Origin of the sequence: Micromonospora sp. NPDC047548, from assembly GCF_040642975.1 — a bacterium.
Classification (GTDB): Bacteria; Actinomycetota; Actinomycetes; order Mycobacteriales; family Micromonosporaceae; genus Micromonospora.
Map to the genome: position 1 here is coordinate 1 of NZ_JBEYTI010000039.1, position 16918 is coordinate 16918.

Below are 16918 nucleotides of genomic sequence, written 5' to 3' on the forward strand. Positions count from 1 at the left end.
GTGGGGCGGGCCGGTGGGGCGGGCCGGTGGGGCGGGCCGGTGGGGCGGGCCGGTGGGGCGGTGGGGCGGGCCGGTGGGGCGGGGCGGTGGGGCGGTGGGGCGGGGCGGTGGGGCGGGCCGGGAGAATGGGCGCGTGGACATCGACCAGTTCGCCGCGCTGCGTACCCCCGAGGGGTCGGCCGCGCTCGCTGCGGCGGGCGGGCTGGCCGGCGGCGACCCGCTGGCCGCGGCCGCCGCGCTCCGCGCCGCCGGGGTGCCGGCCGGGCTGGCCGCCGCCGCGCTGACCCAGGCCGAGCTGCGCCGCCGGGCGGCCGGCAAGTTCGGCCCCGCGGCGGCCGGGATGTTCCTCACCCGGGCCGGGCTGGAGCAGGCCACCCGCCGGCCGGTCGCGGACCGGCGCGCCGCACGGTTGCGCGCGGCCGACGTGCGCACCCTCGCCGACCTCGGGTGCGGCCTCGGTGCGGACGCGCTCGCCGCCGCCCGGGCCGGCATCCGGGTGTACGGGGTGGAGGCCGACCCGGTGACCGCCGCGATGGCCACCGCGAACGCCGAGGCGGCCGGGCTGGCCGGACGGTTCACCGTGGAGTGCGGCGACGCGACGGCGTTCGACGTGACCCGGGTGGACGGGGTCTTCTGCGACCCGGCGCGTCGGCGGGCGGGCACCGGCCGGCGGATCTTCGACCCGAACGCCTACTCCCCGCCCTGGGACTTCGTCACGCACCTGGCCGAGCGGGTGCCGCACACGGTGGTGAAGGTGGCCCCCGGCATCGACCACGCGCTGATCCCGGCGGGTGCCGAGGCGGAGTGGGTGAGCGTGGACGGCGACCTGGTCGAGGCGGCGCTCTGGTGCGGCCGGCTGGCCGAGGTGCCCCGCCGGGCCACCGTGCTGCGCGGCGACGTCGCGCACCGCCTCACCGGCTCGGGCGGGGCGGAGGCGACGGTCGGCCCGACCCGCCGCTTCCTGTACGACCCGGACCCGGCCGTGGTCCGCGCGCACCTGGTCGCCGAACTGGCCGACATCCTCGGCGCGACGATCGCCGACCCGAGCATCGCCTACCTGTACGCGGACACCCCGACCGCCACTCCGTTCGCCCGCTGCCTGGAGGTCACCGACGTGCTGCCGTTCTCGCTCAAGCGGCTGCGCGCGCTGCTGCGGGAGCGCCGGGTGGGGCGGGTGGAGATCCTCAAGCGCGGCTCGGCGCTGGAACCGGAGAAGCTGCGCCGCGACCTGAGGCTGGCCGGCGATGCGGCGGCGAGCCTGGTGCTCACCCGGGTCGCGGCGGCGCCGACAGTGCTGGTCTGCCGGCCCGTCGCGGGCCGGCCCGGGGCCGGGTTAGCGTGACCGGCATGGCGGGACAGGGCACTCCGGCGACGGCACTGCTGGCGAAACGGAAGATCCGGCACAGCACTCACCCGTACGACGTCTCCCCCGACGCGCCCCATTACGGCGCACTGGTCGCCGAGGCACTCGGGGTCCCGCCGCAGCGCGTGTTCAAGTCGCTGGTCACCGAGGTGGACGGGGCCCTGACGGTGGCCGTCGTCCCGGTCACCGGCGAACTGGACCTCAAGGCGCTCGCCGCGGCCGTCGGCGGCAAGCGGGCGACGATGGCCGACCGGAGCGCCGCCGAGCGGGCCACCGGTTACGTCCGGGGCGGGATCAGCCCGCTCGGCCAGCGCAAGCGGCTGCCCACGGTGCCGGACTCCTCGGCGCTGGCGTACGACACCATCTACGTCTCAGCCGGCCGTCGCGGCCTGCAACTCCAACTCGCCCCTGCCGATCTGGTCGCGCTGACCGACGCCACCACCGCCCCCCTCGCCGCCCACTGATCAGTTCCGGCGAAAAGGCACGGCTCAGTTCCGGCGAAAAGGCACGGCGTTCGGGTCCGAAACAGTTTTTCGCCCCGAAACTGATCGACCGGCGCAGTGGGGCCGGACCGGCGGTGATCCGCCATTCTTCGCGTTACGGGATCGTTACGGCGATCAGCGAAACTCTGACCTCGGCAGTCTTGCGCCAGCGACAGGGGTGGCAATACGTTGCCGCTCACAACAAACCGCCTGCCACCGCCCCACCCGAAAGGACCCGTGCAGATGCGCAAGGGCCTCCTCGCCTCCGCCACCGTCGGCCTGCTGGTCGTCACCGGCGTGGCCGGTTGCGGCGACCAGTTCGCCAGCGACAGTCAGGCTGGTGGCGCCAGGAAGCCGAAGGTCGGGGTGATCCTGCCCGACAGCAGGACCTCGGCCCGCTGGGAGGGCGCGGACCGCAGGTTCCTCGAGGAGGCGTTCGACGCCGCCGGTATCGACTCCGACATCCAGAACGCGCAGGGCGACAAGTCCCAGTTCTCCAACATCGCCGAGCAGATGATCACCAATGGGGCGACCGTTCTGATGATCGTCAATCTCGATTCCGGCACCGGCAAGGCGGTGCTGGAGAAGGCGAGATCGCAGGGCATCGCCACCATCGACTACGACCGGCTCACCCTCGGCGGCTCCGCGCAGTACTACGTCAGCTTCGACAACGAGGCCGTGGGCAAGCTCCAGGGCCAGGGCCTGAGCAGGTGCCTGACCGAGAAGGGCGCCGGGAAGCCGGTCGTCGCCTATCTCAACGGTTCACCGACCGACAACAACGCCACCCTGTTCAAGAAGGGCTACGACTCCATCCTCAAGCCCCGATTCGCCGCCGGGGAGTTCACCAAGGGCCCGGACCAGTGGGTGCCCGACTGGAACAACGCCCAGGCCGGGGTCATCTTCGAGCAGATGCTCACCCAGACCGAGGGCAGGATCGACGGCGTCCTCGCGGCCAACGACGGCCTCGCCAACGCGGCCATCTCCGTGCTCAAGAAGAACAAGCTCAACGGCAGGATCCCGGTGACCGGCCAGGACGCCACCGCGCAGGGCCTGCGGCACATCCTCGCCGGCGACCAGTGCATGACCGTCTACAAGGCGATCAAGGAGGAGGCGACGGCCGCCGCAGACCTGGCCATCGCGCTGGCCAACGGGCAACGGAAGGAGACCGGCCAGAAGGTCCGGGACCCGGAGAGCGGCCGGGAGGTGGACGCCCTCCTGCTCACCCCGCAGGCCATCTACCGGGACGACGTCAAGGACGTGATCGCCGACGGCTTCGTCACCAGGGACGAGGTCTGCACCGGGGAGTACGCCAAGCTCTGCGCCGCCGCCGGCATCAGCTGACCGCATCCCAGGCCACCCCGACACGCGAAAAGGAGAACCTCGTGTCCGCGACCCCCCTGCTGGAGCTGAGCGGGATCGACAAGAGCTTCGGTCCCGTGCAGGTCCTGCGTGACGTCGCTCTCTCCGTTCACCCGGGCGAGGTGACCGCGCTGGTCGGCGACAACGGCGCCGGAAAGTCCACCCTGGTCAAGTGCATCAGCGGCATCCACCCGACGGACTCCGGCGAGTTCCTCTTCGAGGGCCGCCCGGTCACCATCGGCAGCCCCCGGGACGCCGCCGCGCTGGGCATCGACGTCGTCTACCAGGACCTCGCGCTCTGCGACAACCTCGACATCGTGCAGAACATGTTCCTCGGGCGGGAGAAGCGCTGCGGGATCGTGCTCGACGAGCCCACCATGGAGCAGATGGCCGCCGAGACGCTCGCCGGACTGGGTGTGCGCAACGTCAAGTCGCTGCGCCAGCACATCTCCAGCCTCTCCGGCGGCCAGCGACAGACCGTCGCCATCGCGAAGGCCGTGCTCTGGAACAGCCGGCTGGTCATCCTCGACGAGCCGACCGCCGCGCTCGGCCTCGCGCAGACCGCCCAGGTCCTCGAGATAGTCCGCCGGCTGGCGGACAACGGCCTGGCCGTGGTGCTCATCTCGCACAACATGAACGACGTCTTCGCCATCTCCGACCGGATCGCCGCGCTCTACCTCGGCCAGCTGGTCGCCCAGGTGAAGACCACCGACATCACCCACTCGCAGGTCGTCGAGCTGATCACCACCGGCCGCTCCCGCCACCTCGGGCTGGGTGGCGAGCCGGCCGCGGGCGCCCCGCGCAACGGCAGCGAGCCAGCCCACCTGATCCCGGGAGCCGTCCGATGACCACCACCCTGCTGCCGCAGGAAGGCCCGGTGGCCGGCACCCCGGCACCGACCGTCGGCGACCACGTCCGCGACTACCTCGCCCGGGTACGCGGGGGCGACCTCGGCTCCCTGCCGGCCGTCATCGGCCTCACCGTGCTCTGCCTGACCTTCGCGACCGCCCGGCCGGTCTTCTTCTCGGCGGCGAACTTCGCGAACCTGTTCACCCAGGGCGCCGCGGTCACCGTGATCGCGATGGGGCTGATCTTCGTCCTGCTGCTCGGCGAGATAGACCTCTCCGCCGGCTTCGCCAGCGGCGTCTGCGCCACCGTCCTGGCCAACGTGGTCAGCGTGCTCGGCTACCCCTGGTACGTGGCGGTCCTCGCCGCGATCGCCACCGGTGTCCTCATCGGTCTCACCATCGGCTTCCTGGTGGCCAAGGTCGGCATCCCGTCCTTCCTGGTCAGCCTGGCCGGCTTCCTCGCCTTCCAGGGCATCGTGCTGCTCCTGATGAAGGAGGGCACCAACATCTCGATCGACGACAAGGTGATCATCGCGATCGAGAACAACTACGTGCCGCCCACCCTCGGCTGGCTGCTGGCCGCCGTGGCGGTCACCGGGTACGGCATCGGGCAGTTCCTCCGCCACCGCAACCGGGCCAACCGGGGCCTGGTCACCGAACCGGTCGCCGTGGTGACCGCCCGGGTCGCCGGGCTGGCCCTCCTGCTCGGCTCCGCCGTCCACGTCCTCAACGCCGAGCGCAGCATCAACACGCTGATCAGCTCCACCAAGGGGATGCCCGTCGTCGTACCACTCATCGGGGCCCTGCTGGTCTTCTGGACCTTCGTGCTCAACCGCACCGCGTACGGCCGGCACCTCTACGCGGTGGGCGGCAACCCGGAGGCCGCCCGGCGGGCCGGCATCAACGTGGACCGGCTGAAAATCTCCGCCTTCGTGATCTGCTCCGCGATGGCGGCCGTGGGGGGCATCATCGCCGCCAGCAAGGACCGTTCGGTCGACCCGAACACGGGCGGCAGCAACGTCCTGCTGTACGCGGTCGGCGCGGCGGTCATCGGCGGCACCAGCCTCTTCGGCGGCAAGGGGCGGATGATCAATGCGGTGCTCGGCGGCGCGGTGGTGGCTGTCATCATCAACGGGATGGGCCTGCTGGACCTCAGCTCCGGCCTGAAGTACACCTCTACCGGACTGGTGCTGCTGCTGGCCGCCGGCGTCGACGCGCTGTCGCGGCGCCGCTCGGTCGCCGCCGGCACGCGCTGACCACGGAGTACCAGGACGATGCGGGTAGGACCGAGCCAGGACGAGATCCGGCGGCAGAACCTCGGTGCGCTGCTGCGGCACGTCCACGTCCACGGCGCGACCTCCCGCGCGGAGCTCACCAGCACCCTCGGGCTCAACCGCAGCACCATCGGCGCGCTGACCGCCGACCTGGCCGGCGCCGGGCTGGTCAGCGAGGGGACGCCGAAGGAGACCGGCCGGGCCGGGCGACCGTCGCTGGTCGTCCGGCCCGAGTCGGCCCGGGTCTACGCGTACGCGTACAGCATCGAGGTGGACCGGTTGCGGGCCGCACGGATCGGTCTCGGCGGTGAGGTGCTCGACCGCCGCGGCCTGGACCGGCCGCGCGGCATGGACGCCGGGGAGACCGCGCCGCTGCTGGCCGGCGTGCTCAAGGAGATGCACCAGCACGTGCCGCCCGGCTCGCTCTGCGTCGGCGCGGGGGTGGCGGTCTGCGGCATGGTGCGCCGGGCCGACGGGCTGGTCCGGCTCGGCCCGACCACCGGCTGGGTGGACGAGCCGATCGGCGCCGCGCTCGCCGCCGCGCTCGGCACCGACGTACCCGTCACCGTCGGCAACGTGGCCGATGTGGCCGCCTTCGCCGAGCACGCCCGGGGCGTCGCGGCAGACTGCGACAACGTCATCTACCTGTACGGCGACGTCGGCGTCGGCGCCGGCATCATCGCCGGCGGGCGGCGGCTCACCGGCCACGGCGGGTACGGCGGCGAGGTCGGACACATGGTGGTGGTCCGCGACGGCGCCCCGTGCGAGTGCGGCTCCCGGGGCTGCTGGGAGACCGAGATCGGCGAGCACGCGCTGCTCCGGGCCGCCGGCCGTCGCGACGCCCATGGCCGGGACGCGTTGCTGGCCGTCTTCGACGCCGCCGACCGGGGCGACGCCCGGGCCCAGACGGCGGTACGCCAGGCCGGCGACTGGCTCGGCTTCGGGGTGGCGAATCTGGTCAACATCTTCAACCCGGAGATGGTCATCTTCGGCGGCACCATGCGGGACCTCTACCTGGCCGCCGCCGCCCAGGTCCGCAGCCGGCTCAACTCGATGGGGCTGCCCGCCTGCCTGGAGCACGTCCGGCTGCGCACTCCCACGCTCGGCGAGGACGCGGCGCTGATCGGCGCCGCGGAGCTGGCCTTCGAACGGCTCCTCGCCGACCCGCTCGACGCCGGCTGAGCGACGGCTCCCGCCGGCGCCCCGGGCCTGCGGCGGGGCGGCTGGTGCTCTTCGCGGTCGCCGCGGCCACCCTGCTGCTGCTCGGGGTCTTCATGGCACTGTCCCGGTGAACTGATCGGGTCGGTGATCCGTACCAGTGGACGGACGGGCAGCCGGCGGGTGCGGTCAGCGGTCGACCTGGGTGAAATCCCAGGAGTGCGGGGGCCGGGCGACCAGCATGGCCGGCGGCTCGGGCAGCGGTCGGGGGTTGCTCCGCCACTTGGAGATGACCACCACCCGGTGGTCGGTGGAGGAGAAGACCTCGCTGGACAGGTGCAGCGGGTCGTGTTCCAGCTCGGGCAGGGCCGTGTCGCAGACCCAGCTGATCAGGTCGCTGAAGCCGTACGGCTCCGCGCGCGCCTCCCACATCCGCACGATCACGTCGACCCTCCCCTTCCGTACCGTCACACGCTGACCGTGGTCAGCGGCAGCGCCGAGTCGGCGGGTAGGTCGAGCCGGCTCGGCGTCACCCCCGCCGCGACCAGGTGCGAGCCGAGCGCCGCGACCATGGCGCCGTTGTCGGTGCAGAGCTTCGGCCGGGGTACGCGCACCCGGATGCCGTGCTTCGCCGCGCGGTGCTCGGCCATCGCCCGCAGCCGCGAGTTGGCGGCCACTCCCCCGCCGATCACCAGCGTCCCGATCCCGTTGGCCCGGCAGGCGTCGAGCGCCTTGGCGGTGAGCACGTCGCAGACCGCCTCCTGGAAGGACGCGGCCACGTCGGCCACCGGCACCGGCTCGCCGGCCCGCTGGCGTGCCTCGACCCAGCGGGCGACGGCGGTCTTCAGGCCCGAGAAGGAGAAGTCGTACCGGTGGGCGGCGAGGTCCTTGGCGGCGGTGAGACCGCGCGGGAACCTGATCGCCGCCGGGTCGCCGGCCCGGGACTCCCGGTCGATGTACGGGCCGCCGGGGAAGGGCAGTCCGAGCAGGCGGGCCACCTTGTCGAAGGCCTCCCCCGCGGCGTCGTCGATGGTCGCGCCGAGCGGGGTGACCCCGCGGGCGAGGTCGTCGACGAGCAGCAGCGAGGAGTGCCCGCCGGAGACCAGCATGGCGACCGCCGGCTCGGGCAGCGGGCCGTGTTCCAGGGTGTCCACGGCGACGTGCGCGGCGAGGTGGTTCACCCCGTACACCGGCTTCTCGGCGGCCAGCGCGTAGCCCTTCGCGGCAGCCACGCCGACCAGCAGCGCGCCGGCCAGCCCGGGGCCGGAGGTGACCGCGATCGCGTCGATGTCGGCGAGCGTCACGCCCGCCTCCTTCAGCGCCCGGTCCATGGTGGGCACGATCGCCTCCAGGTGGGCCCGGCTGGCCACCTCGGGCACCACGCCACCGAACCGGGCGTGCTGCTCGACGCTGGAGGCGAGCGCGTCGGCGAGCAGGGTGTGCCCGCGCACGATGCCGACGCCGGTCTCGTCACAGGAGGTCTCGATGCCGAGGACCAGCGGTTCGTCAGCCATCAGTCGTCCGTCCCGTCCCCGGTCGGGGTCGCGACGCGCCGCATGACCAGCGCGTCGGTGTTGCTCGGTTGGTAGTAGCCGCGGCGGACGCCGATCGGCTCGAAGCCGTACCTGGCGTAGAGCTTCTGGGCGGGGGCGTTGTCCGCCGCGACCTCCAGCAGGACGGTGCGCACCCCGCGCCGCGCCGCCTCGGCGAGCAGCTCCTCCAGCAGCATCCGGCCCACGCCACGCCGCTGGGCGTCCCGCCGGACGGCGATGTTCTGCACCCAGGCCTCGTCCGGCTGGACGGTCAGCCCCGCGTAGCCGAGCACCATGCCGCCGGCGTCGGTGGCGACCCGGTACCACTGTCCGTTGGCCAGCTCGTTCCAGAACATCGCCGGGGACCACTGCTCGGCGCCGAAGAGGTCCGCCTCGATCGGCAGCACCTCGTCGACGTGCCACCAGCGGAACCGGGTCAGCCGTACCGGCGGGCTCACGGCAGGACCGACTTGCGGGCGGTCGCCGCCACGGCGTCCGGCCGGCGCAGGTAGAGCGGGGTGAGCGCCTCCGTCGGCGCGCCGGCCCGGATCCGCTCGGCGGCCAGCGTGGCCAGCGCGGTGGCGTCCGGGTAGCGCGGCTCGACCCGCAGCGGCAGGCCGAACACGTCGGCATACCGGTGGGCGCCGTCGCCCACGGCGGCGGTGGCGGCGAGGGCACGGGCCCGTTCGGCGGCGACCGCCGGCGCGTCGACGTTCGGCCCGGCGATCCGCTGGCCAGCGCCGTCGTAGACGGCCCAGTAGACCTCCCGGCGGCGGGCGTCGCTGGCCGCGAGGACCGGTTCGCCGGCCGCCGCCGGGTGGCCGATGGCGTCCAGCGAGCAGACGCCGTACGTGGGGACGCCGAGCACCTGGCCCATGGTGGCGGCGGTGACCAGGCCGACCCGCAGCCCGGTGAACGGGCCGGGGCCGAGGCCGGCCACGATCGCGGCCAGGTCACGCGGCCGGGCGTCGGCGTCGGCGAGCACCGCGTCCACCTGCGGGGCGAGCAGTTCACCGTGGGCGCGGGCGTCGACCGTGCACCGGTGCGCCCGCGGCACGACACCGTCCGCCGAGACCTCGACCAGCGCGGCGGTCACCGCGGGGGTCGAGGAGTCCAGCACCAGTACGAGCACGGTATGCCAGCCTAGTCGCCCGCCCGGTCACCCCCGGCCACACCCCGTCGAGGGCAGCGCGCCGTCACGATCGGTGACACCCGCCGGAGGACAGGACCGGTGCGAGCGCGATACCTCAGAGTCATCAATATGCGCCGCCGAGCTGCTGCGCCGCCACGGCCAGCGCCAGACCACCGGGAACGGGCCGGCGGGCGGGGCCGGGTCAGCCGGCTGAGCGCTCCCAGTCGACGGTGGGCAGGCCGGCGTCGGCGAGCGCCTTGTTGGCCGCGCTGAACGGGCGGCTGCCGAGGAAGCCGCGCGGGTTCATCGGGCTGGGGTGGCCGGCCTCCAGCACCACGTGCTGCGGGTTGGTGACCAGGGCCGCCTTCTTGCGGGCGTACCCACCCCAGAGCAGGAAGACCACCCGCTGCTCCATGGCGTCGAGCGCCCGGATGGTGGCGTCGGTGAACTCCTCCCACCCCTTGTTGCCGTGCGAGCCGGGAGTGGCCTCGCGGACGGTCAGCACCGCGTTGAGCAGCAGCACGCCCTGCGCCGCCCAGCCGTTCAGGTTGCCGCTGCGGGGCTTCGGCACGCCCAGGTCCTCGCCCAGCTCCTTGAAGACGTTGCGCAGCGACGGCGGCACGGCCACCCCTTCGCGCACGCTGAAGCTGAGCCCGTGCGCCTGCCCGGCCTTGTGGTAGGGGTCCTGCCCGAGGATCAGCACCCGGGTCTCCCGCGGCCCGCACATGCGGTAGGCCGAGAAGAGATCCTCCACCGGCGGGAAGACGGCCCGGGTGGCGTACTCCCCGGCGACGAACTCGGCCAGCGCCGCGGTGCGGGCCGGGTCGAGGTGCGGGGCGAGCGTGGCACGCCACGCCTCCGGCAGCAGCGCCAGCAGGTCGAGGGCGGGGGTCTCGTCGGGCATCGGCAACCTTTCGCAGTCGGTCCCAGGCACTCTAGGCAGCGGGTACGACAGCGCTCAGCGCAGGGCTTCCAGGCGCCGCGCCCAGTCGCCCCCGACCGGCTCCAGCTCGACCAGCCGGGTGTCGTCCTCCCGCCGGTCGAGGCGTACCCGCAGGTGGGCGTCGACCAGCTGCTCGACCAGTCCTTCACCCCACTCGACCACGGTGACCGAGTCGTCCACCGAGGCGTCCAGGTCCAGGTCGTCGATCTCGGCCCGGGGGTCGCCCGCGTCCCCCAGCCGGTACGCGTCGGCGTGCACCAGCGCCACCGTGCCGCCCCGGGCCGGGTCCGGCCGGTGCAGCCGGGCGATCACGAAGGTCGGCGAGGTGATGTCGCCGAGCACCCCGAGCCCGGCGCCGATGCCCTGGGTCAGCGCGGTCTTGCCGGCGCCCAGCGGCCCGGTGAGCAGCAGCAGGTCACCGGCGCGCAGCACGGCGGCCAGCCGGCGGCCGAACGCGTGGGTGTCCTCGACCGTCGGCAGCGTGACGGTCAGCGTCACAGCCCCTCCAGGAAGTCCCCGAGGGCCGCGTTGACCTCGTCCGCGTGTTCCAGCATCACCACGTGCCCACTGTCGTCGACCTTCACGTACCGGGCGTGCGGCAGCCGGCGCACGATCTCCTCCGAGTGGGTCACCGGCGTGATCATGTCCTTGTCCCCGACCACGACCAGCACCGGCGTGCCGCTGAGCGCGCCCAGCGCCGGGAAGCGCGAGTGCGTGGCGAGGGTACGCAGATAACGGGTGACCGTGTCGGCGGAGGTCCGCGAGTTCATCTCCTCCACGTACGAGACCAGGGCCGGGCTGGGCTTGCGGGTGCCGAAGCCGTACTTGCGGGTCAGCAGCCAGGCGACGTTGGAGGTCGACTTCCGGGCCCGGTCGATGACCGTGCCGCCGTACCGGGTGGCGTTGCTCATCATGTAGAGCACCGGCGAGCCGACCCGGCCGAGCAGCGCCGGGGCGACCAGCCTGGTCTCCGCGAGCATGCCGCCCGAGGTGGCCATCAGCACGGTGCCGACCACCCGGTCGCCGAACATCTCCGGGTACAGCTCGGCGAAGGCCATGATGGTCATCCCGCCCATCGAGTGGCCGACCAGCACCAGCGGCCCCTCCGGGGCGGTCCGGTCGATCACCCGGCGCAGGGTGCGGCCCAGCGCGGCGAGGTCGTACTCGCCGCTCTCCAGCCGCCCGGACCGGCCGTGTCCGGGCTGGTCGTACGCGACGATCCGGTGCTCGCCCCGCTCGGCGAGCATCTTGCGCTGGAAGTGGAACGTCCCCATGTCAAGACAGAAGCCGTGCACGAGCACCACGGTCGGCCGCCCCGGGGCCGGGCGGGTCGGCTCCACCACCTCGACGTGGATGTCGGTGCCGTCCGCCAGCTCCAGCCGGAACGCGTCGTCGTACCGCTGCTCGCCGAAGACCTCGTGCGCGTACCGGTCGGCGGGGTCGGCCTTGAGGCGGCGGACCAGGGCGCGCTCGCTCACCACGCCCGCGGCGAGCCCCGCGGCGGCGACGCCGACCGCGGCCCCGACCACGCCGGCGACCCGGCCGGCGGCGGTCCGCGGCCGGGGGACGCGGAAGCGGCGCGACGCGCTCACGGCCGTTCGCCGTCGTAGACCCGGGGCACCCGGCTGCTGCCGAACCGGGTGACGATCTCGTAGTTGATGGTGCTGACCGCCTCGGCCCAGTCGTCGGCGGTGGGCTCGCCGTCCGCGCCGCTGCCGAAGAGGGTGACCACGTCCCCGGCGGCCACCGCGTCCTCGCCGCAGTCGAGCACGAACTGGTCCATGCAGACCCGGCCGGAGATGGTGCGCCGCTTCCCGCCGAGCTGCACCGGCCCGACGTTGGAGGCGTCCCGGGGCACCCCGTCGGCGTAGCCGAGCGGCACCACGGCCAGGTTCGCCTCCCGTGCGGTGGTGTAGGTGTGGCCGTACGAGACGCCGGTGCCCTCCGGCACCCGCTTGGTCAGCATCACCCGGGCCCGGCCGGTCATCGCCGGCCGCAGCCCGAAACGCTCTCCCGCCACCGGCGAGAGCCCGTAGACGGCGAGCCCCGGGCGGATCAGGTCGAAGTGGGTGTCCGGGCGGGTCAGCGTGGCGGCCGAGTTGGCCAGGTGCCGGTAGCGCGGGCGCAGCCCGGCCCGCTCGACCATGGCCAGCCCCTCGTGGAAGACCGCGAGCTGCCGGTCGATGGTGGGGTGACCGGGCAGGTCCGCGTACACGAAGTGGCTCCACACGCCGACCACCTCGACCAGGCCGTCGGCCTGGGCCTTCGCGGCGGCCTCCAGCAGGGTCGGCCAGTCGGCGACGGTGGCCCCGCCACGGGACAACCCGGTGTCGATCTTGAGGTGCAGCCGGGCCGGGCGGTCCGCCCGGCGGCTCGCCTCGATCATCTCGTCCAGCTGCGGCAGGCTGGCGGCACCCAGGTCGACCCCGGCCGCGACCCCCTCGTGCAGCGGCAGCCCGGGGGCGAGCAGCCAGGCCAGCACCGGCGCGGTGATCCCGGCCCGGCGCAGGGTCAGCGCCTCGTCCAGCGTGCAGACCCCGAGCCAGTCCGCCCCGGCGTCGAGCGCGGCGCGGGCGGACGGCACCATGCCGTGGCCGTACCCGTCGCCCTTCACCACCGCCATCAGCTCGGAGCTCGTGCCCGATCGGAGTCGGGCCACATTGTCACGGATCGCGTCGAGATCGACGCGCACCTCGGCCTGCCACATACGCCCAGCCTACTTGCCGGGTGATCACCCGGCAGGCGCTCCCGCCCGGGGCACGGCCGGCGTCGGCGACGCGCCACAGGCCGGGGCGGTGCGGTCGCCGGCTCAGTCCACCAGCGGGGCCAGCACCGGGCGCAGGGCGGCCGCCACGTCGGGTGCGCTCACCGGGCCGCTCCGGGCCGCCTCCCGCCCGGCCAACCCGTGCAGGTACGCGGCCGTCGCCGCCGCCCGCTCCGGGGCCAGCCCGGCGGCGAGCAGCGAGCCGAGCAGCCCGGCCAGCACGTCCCCGGTGCCCCCGGTGGCCAGCGTGGGGGTGCCGGTCGGGTTGACGTACGCCCGGCCGTCCGGCGTGCCGATCACCGTGCGGTCCCCCTTGAGCAGGACCGTCGCGTTCATCCAGGCGGCCAGCCGCAGCGCGGCGGAGACCCGGTCGGCACCCGGCTCCTCCCCGCAGAGCCGGGTGAACTCGCGGTCGTGCGGGGTGATGACGATCGGCGCGTCCCGGTTGCGCAGCCGGTCGGCCAGTGAGCCGTCCACCAGCAGGGTGAGCGCGTCCGCGTCGAGCACCACCGGCACCGGCGCGGAGAGCACCGCGCGCAGCTCGCTGGCGGCCTCCTCACCGGTGCCCAGGCCGGAGCCGCAGACCCAGGCCTGGACCCGACCGGCGTCGGCGACCCGGCCGGTGGCGATCACCGACGGGTGCTGGTGCAGCACCTCCGCCCGGGCCCCGCCGGCGTAGCGGATCATGCCGGTCGGCCCGGCCAGGGCACCGCCCACCGAGAGCACCCCCGCGCCCGGGTACGTCGCCGACCCGGTCGCCACCCCGACCACGCCCCGGCGGTACTTCTCCGCGGCCGGGCCGAGCCGCGGCCACCAGTCGACGACGTCCGACCACTCGGTCACCCGCAGCGCCGGTGACCCGCGCAGCCACGGCTCCAGCCCGATGTCGACCAGCTCCACCTGCCCGGCGAGGGCGGCGGCCGGCCCGACCACCAGAGCCGGCTTGAGCGCCCCGAAGGCCACCGTCACGTCGGCGGGCACCGCGCTGGGCCGGCCGGAGGCGGTCAGCGGCACGTGCCCGGTGTCCACCGCCACCCCGCTCGGCACGTCCACCGCGACCACGGTCGCCCGCGCGCCGTCGCGCCCGCAGTGCCGGACCAGGCTGGCCGCGAGCTGCTCGGCGGTCTCCCGCAGCCCGCCGGCGCCGCCGATCCCGACGATGCCGTCGAGCACCAGGTCGATCGTGGCCGGGGGCCGGTCGACCAGCCGGCCACCGGCGGCGCGCAGCGCCGCCACCCCCTCGCCGTGCGCCCTGCCGGGGGCCAGCAGCAGGGCCGACACGGCGACGCCGCGCCGGGCCAGCAGCGCCCCGGCGTAGAGCGCGTCGCCGCCGTTGTCGCCGGTGCCGACCAGCAGCAGGACCCGCGCGCCGTACACCCCGCCCCGGTCGGCGAGGAGCAGCGCGCAACGGCGGGCCAGCCCGGCCGCGGCCCGCTTCATCAGCGTCCCGGGCGGGAGGGTGGCCATCAGGCCGGCCTCCGCCGCGCGTACGTCCGCGACCCGCCACACCGCTTTCATGCCACCTGAGTCCCATCCGTCACCCCTGCGGGCGGACCCGGGCGGCCCGCCGGCCGATCAGCGTTCCGCGACCACCATGGCCGAGGCGATCCCGCCGTCGTGGGACAGCGAGAGATGCCAGCGGTTGATCCCGCGCTCGACGGCGGCGGCGGCCACCGTGCCGGAGACGGTCAGCCACGGACGGCCGTCCGGGTCCGGCACGATCTCGCAGTCGTGCCAGCTCAGGCCGCCCGGGGCACCGAGCGCCTTGGCTACCGCCTCCTTGGCGGCGAACCGGGCGGCCATCGACTCCGGGGAGCGCGGGTTGCCGGAGCGGGTGTACCGCTCCGCCTCGGTGAAGAGCCGGTCGGCGAGCAGCGGGGTGCGGGCGAGGGCCCGGGCGAACCGGTCCACCAGCACGACGTCGATGCCGACCGCGACGATCACGAAGCCCACCCTACCGGCGGGGGAGGCGGCAGATTAGCTGCCCGGCTCGGCTGTGGGCAACGCCTGTGGAAAACCCTCGGGTACGACCACCGCCCGCCGTCCACAGGGCCTACCGGTGACCCGTGGCGCTGCCTAGCGTCGACGTCGTCTCGGCGAACGGAGGGGGCGTGGGGTGGACGGGGAGCCGTTGGAGGTGCGGCCCGGGGTGCTGCGCGAGGTGGCGGACGGGCTCGCCGACGAGGCGTACGCGCTGGCCCACGGTTTGATCGGGGTGCCGGGGCTGGTGCTGGCGGCAACCGAGTGGCGGGCCGCGACGGCGCTGGCCCGGCTGGAGTCCGCGGTGCACGACTGGCACGGCGCGCTCGGCGCGCGGGTGGCGGAGGCCGGCTCGGCGCTGCGCGCGGCGGCCGACGGGTACGACGCCGCCGACGACCGGGCGGCCGGACGGCTCGCCGGGCTCCCCCGGTGACCGGGTACGCGCAGCTCTGGCGCGCCGCCCCCGGCCGGTGGAGCGAGGCCGGGGCGGCCTGGTCCGGGCTGGCCGACCCGGTGCGGCGCCGCCGGGCGGCGCTGGCCGACCGGGCCGCGGCCCTGCGCACCGGCTGGTCGGGTGGGGCCGCCGGGGCGGCCGACGGTCGGCTCGGCGCGCTCCGGGGCGAGCTGGGCGGGCTGCTGCCCGCCCTGATCGAGGCCGACCAGGTGCTCGCCGAGTTCGCCGGCCGGCTCCGGGCGGCAAAGGCCCGGCTGGCGGAGGCAGTGGCGCTGGCCGACCGCAGTGGTGTGCTCGTCGACCGCCGCGGCGGGGTCAGCGCCGCTCCCGTGCTGGCCATCCCGCCCGGGCGGGAAGCGTGGACCGGCCCGGAGTCGGGGGCCTTTCCTCGCCCGGTCGCCAGCCGGGCGGCGGTTGGCCAGGTGGCCGGCGGGGTGCGGAACGCGCTGGCGCTGGCCGACGCGGCGGACCGGGAGGCCGCCACCCGCCTGGACGAGCTGGCCTCGGCGACCCACGCCGGCTGGGCCGATCCACCACCGCCGGGCCGCCCGGCGGCCGACGCCGATCCGTCGGCCGTCCGCGCCTGGTGGGCGGGCCTCACCCCGGCCCAGCGCCGCTGGCTGGTGCTGCACGAGCCGGGCCGGGTCGGTCACCTCGACGGCGTGCCGGTCGCGGCTCGGGACCAGGCCAACCGGCTGCTGCTCGCCGACCGGCGGGAGGCGCTGCTCGCCGAGCGGCGGGACCTGCTCGGCCGGCTGGCGTCCGGGCCGGCGGTGCGGGCCGGGCTGCGCCGGGTTGACGCGGCGCTGGCCGACCTCGACGGGCTCGCCGGGCGACTGTCGGCGGCCGAGCCGCCCCGGGCGTACCTGCTGGGGCTGGATCCGGCCGGGGACGGGCGGGCGATCGTGGCGCTGGGCAACCCGGACCGCGCCGACCAGGTGCTGACCTACGTGCCGGGGATGACCGCCGACCTCGCCGACGCCCCGGGCGAGCTGGGCCGGGCCGGGCGGGTGCTGTCCCGGTGCGCCGGCATCGCGCCCGGGCGGGAGACCGCGGCGGTGCTCTGGCTGGACTTCGACGCGCCGGACTTCCTGCCCGAGGCGGCCCGGTCCGCCCAGGCCCGGGACGCCGGGCCGGCGCTGCACCGCTTCCAGCAGGGGCTGCGCGAGACCCACGAGGGCCCGCCGGCCCGGCAGACGGTGCTGGGGCACAGTTACGGGTCGGTGGTGGTGGGCGCCGCCGCCCGGGACCACGGTCTCGACGCGGACGCCCTGGTCTTCGTGGGCTCACCCGGGGTCGGGGTGGACCGGGCCGAGGCGCTGCGCCTGCCGCCGGAGCGGGTCTGGGCGAGCACCGCGCCCGACGACGTGATCCGGCTGGTCGAGCCGCCCGGGCAGCTGGCCGGCCGGGCGGTGCTCGCCACGTCGCCGCTGGCCACGGCGGTCTCGCTGCTCCGCCCGGACGACCACGAGCTGTGGTTCGGCCACGATCCCAGCGACCCGGGCTTCGGCGGGCGCACCTTTCCCAGCGGCCGGTACGGCCACACCGGTTACTGGGAGGCCGGCAATCCGGCGCTGGACGGGATGGCTCGGATCGTGCTCGGCCGGTGACCGGCTCCGGCTCGCGCCG

Annotated in this window: 18 protein-coding genes; 8 read left to right on the forward strand and 10 right to left on the reverse strand. The window is 75.0% G+C overall.

Annotated features, from left to right (window positions below; translation table 11 throughout):
• Window positions 1-133 precede the first annotated feature (133 nt).
• From ABZ807_RS26865 to ABZ807_RS26890, 6 genes are all read left to right on the forward strand, one after another.
• Window positions 134-1342 carry a methyltransferase domain-containing protein gene (locus ABZ807_RS26865; protein ID WP_357163715.1) on the forward strand — a complete coding sequence of 403 codons (1209 nt, stop codon included), beginning with the start codon at window positions 134-136 and terminating at the stop codon, window positions 1340-1342.
• Between the two features lie 5 nt (window positions 1343-1347).
• Complete coding sequence (gene ybaK, locus ABZ807_RS26870) at window positions 1348-1827, forward strand: Cys-tRNA(Pro) deacylase (protein WP_357163596.1); 480 nt, start codon at window positions 1348-1350, stop codon at window positions 1825-1827.
• 261 nt (window positions 1828-2088) lie between these two features.
• Window positions 2089-3186 (forward strand): substrate-binding domain-containing protein, encoded by a 1098-nt coding sequence (locus ABZ807_RS26875; RefSeq protein WP_357163599.1) that lies wholly within the window; start codon window positions 2089-2091, stop codon window positions 3184-3186.
• Window positions 3187-3227: 41 nt separating this feature from the next.
• The gene (locus ABZ807_RS26880; RefSeq protein WP_357163602.1) at window positions 3228-4052 is read left to right on the forward strand and encodes an ATP-binding cassette domain-containing protein; all 825 of its coding nucleotides are present in this window, start codon (window positions 3228-3230) and stop codon (window positions 4050-4052) included.
• Complete coding sequence (locus tag ABZ807_RS26885; RefSeq protein WP_357163605.1) at window positions 4049-5308, forward strand: ABC transporter permease; 1260 nt, start codon at window positions 4049-4051, stop codon at window positions 5306-5308. Before ABZ807_RS26880 ends, ABZ807_RS26885 begins: the two co-directional genes overlap by 4 nt.
• Window positions 5309-5326: 18 nt before the next feature.
• Window positions 5327-6508 (forward strand): ROK family protein, encoded by a 1182-nt coding sequence (locus ABZ807_RS26890; RefSeq protein ID WP_357163608.1) that lies wholly within the window; start codon window positions 5327-5329, stop codon window positions 6506-6508.
• Between the two features lie 165 nt (window positions 6509-6673).
• Here ABZ807_RS26890 and ABZ807_RS26895 read toward each other — a convergent pair whose 3' ends face one another.
• The 10 genes from ABZ807_RS26895 to ABZ807_RS26940 all read right to left on the reverse strand — a co-directional run bounded on the left by ABZ807_RS26895 (window position 6674) and on the right by ABZ807_RS26940 (window position 14799).
• Window positions 6674-6928, reverse strand: coding sequence for a hypothetical protein (locus tag ABZ807_RS26895; protein WP_357163718.1), 255 nt, complete (start codon window positions 6926-6928; stop codon window positions 6674-6676).
• A 23-nt stretch (window positions 6929-6951) separates the two neighbouring features.
• On the reverse strand, window positions 6952-7998 hold the full coding sequence (gene tsaD / locus ABZ807_RS26900; RefSeq protein WP_357163611.1) for a tRNA (adenosine(37)-N6)-threonylcarbamoyltransferase complex transferase subunit TsaD: 1047 nt from the start codon (window positions 7996-7998) through the stop codon (window positions 6952-6954).
• On the reverse strand, window positions 7998-8474 hold the full coding sequence (gene rimI, locus ABZ807_RS26905) for a ribosomal protein S18-alanine N-acetyltransferase (RefSeq protein WP_357163614.1): 477 nt from the start codon (window positions 8472-8474) through the stop codon (window positions 7998-8000). Before rimI ends, tsaD begins: the two co-directional genes overlap by 1 nt.
• Window positions 8471-9148 (reverse strand): tRNA (adenosine(37)-N6)-threonylcarbamoyltransferase complex dimerization subunit type 1 TsaB, encoded by a 678-nt coding sequence (gene tsaB, locus ABZ807_RS26910; RefSeq protein ID WP_357163617.1) that lies wholly within the window; start codon window positions 9146-9148, stop codon window positions 8471-8473. The genes rimI and tsaB overlap by 4 nt, the downstream gene beginning before the upstream one ends.
• Window positions 9149-9350: 202 nt before the next feature.
• Entirely contained in the window at window positions 9351-10052 is a 702-nt protein-coding gene (gene ung, locus ABZ807_RS26915) for a uracil-DNA glycosylase (protein WP_357163620.1), read from the reverse strand.
• A 54-nt stretch (window positions 10053-10106) separates the two neighbouring features.
• Window positions 10107-10589 carry a tRNA (adenosine(37)-N6)-threonylcarbamoyltransferase complex ATPase subunit type 1 TsaE gene (tsaE, locus tag ABZ807_RS26920; protein ID WP_357163623.1) on the reverse strand — a complete coding sequence of 161 codons (483 nt, stop codon included), beginning with the start codon at window positions 10587-10589 and terminating at the stop codon, window positions 10107-10109.
• Window positions 10586-11683, reverse strand: coding sequence for an alpha/beta hydrolase (locus ABZ807_RS26925; RefSeq protein WP_357163626.1), 1098 nt, complete (start codon window positions 11681-11683; stop codon window positions 10586-10588). The genes tsaE and ABZ807_RS26925 overlap by 4 nt, the downstream gene beginning before the upstream one ends.
• Window positions 11680-12798: an alanine racemase gene (gene alr, locus ABZ807_RS26930; RefSeq protein WP_357163629.1), complete on the reverse strand. Its 1119-nt coding sequence runs from the start codon at window positions 12796-12798 to the stop codon at window positions 11680-11682. Before alr ends, ABZ807_RS26925 begins: the two co-directional genes overlap by 4 nt.
• A gap of 102 nt (window positions 12799-12900) precedes the next feature.
• On the reverse strand, window positions 12901-14373 hold the full coding sequence (locus ABZ807_RS26935; protein WP_357163632.1) for an NAD(P)H-hydrate dehydratase: 1473 nt from the start codon (window positions 14371-14373) through the stop codon (window positions 12901-12903).
• Window positions 14374-14430: 57 nt separating this feature from the next.
• A complete protein-coding gene (locus tag ABZ807_RS26940) occupies window positions 14431-14799 on the reverse strand; it encodes a holo-ACP synthase (protein ID WP_357163635.1) in 369 nt (122 codons plus the stop codon).
• Between the two features lie 172 nt (window positions 14800-14971).
• On the opposite strand from ABZ807_RS26940, the gene ABZ807_RS26945 reads away from it, so the two are divergent.
• Both ABZ807_RS26945 and ABZ807_RS26950 read left to right on the forward strand, forming a co-directional pair.
• The gene (locus ABZ807_RS26945) at window positions 14972-15268 is read left to right on the forward strand and encodes a hypothetical protein (protein WP_357163638.1); all 297 of its coding nucleotides are present in this window, start codon (window positions 14972-14974) and stop codon (window positions 15266-15268) included.
• Window positions 15265-16899 carry an alpha/beta hydrolase gene (locus tag ABZ807_RS26950; protein ID WP_357163641.1) on the forward strand — a complete coding sequence of 545 codons (1635 nt, stop codon included), beginning with the start codon at window positions 15265-15267 and terminating at the stop codon, window positions 16897-16899. The genes ABZ807_RS26945 and ABZ807_RS26950 overlap by 4 nt, the downstream gene beginning before the upstream one ends.
• Window positions 16900-16918 lie beyond the last annotated feature (19 nt).

Excerpts from the sequence above, each read along its gene's own strand:
- ybaK (WP_357163596.1), top strand. The coding sequence starts at position 1,348 with ATGGCGGGACAGGGCACTCCGGCGACGGCACTGCTGGCGAAACGGAAG.
- ABZ807_RS26875 (WP_357163599.1), top strand. The coding sequence starts at position 2,089 with ATGCGCAAGGGCCTCCTCGCCTCCGCCACCGTCGGCCTGCTGGTCGTC.
- ABZ807_RS26885 (WP_357163605.1), top strand. The coding sequence starts at position 4,049 with ATGACCACCACCCTGCTGCCGCAGGAAGGCCCGGTGGCCGGCACCCCG.
- ABZ807_RS26890 (WP_357163608.1), top strand. The coding sequence starts at position 5,327 with ATGCGGGTAGGACCGAGCCAGGACGAGATCCGGCGGCAGAACCTCGGT.
- tsaD (WP_357163611.1), bottom strand. The coding sequence starts at position 7,998 with ATGGCTGACGAACCGCTGGTCCTCGGCATCGAGACCTCCTGTGACGAG.
- ung (WP_357163620.1), bottom strand. The coding sequence starts at position 10,052 with ATGCCCGACGAGACCCCCGCCCTCGACCTGCTGGCGCTGCTGCCGGAG.
- alr (WP_357163629.1), bottom strand. The coding sequence starts at position 12,798 with ATGTGGCAGGCCGAGGTGCGCGTCGATCTCGACGCGATCCGTGACAAT.
- ABZ807_RS26935 (WP_357163632.1), bottom strand. The coding sequence starts at position 14,373 with ATGAAAGCGGTGTGGCGGGTCGCGGACGTACGCGCGGCGGAGGCCGGC.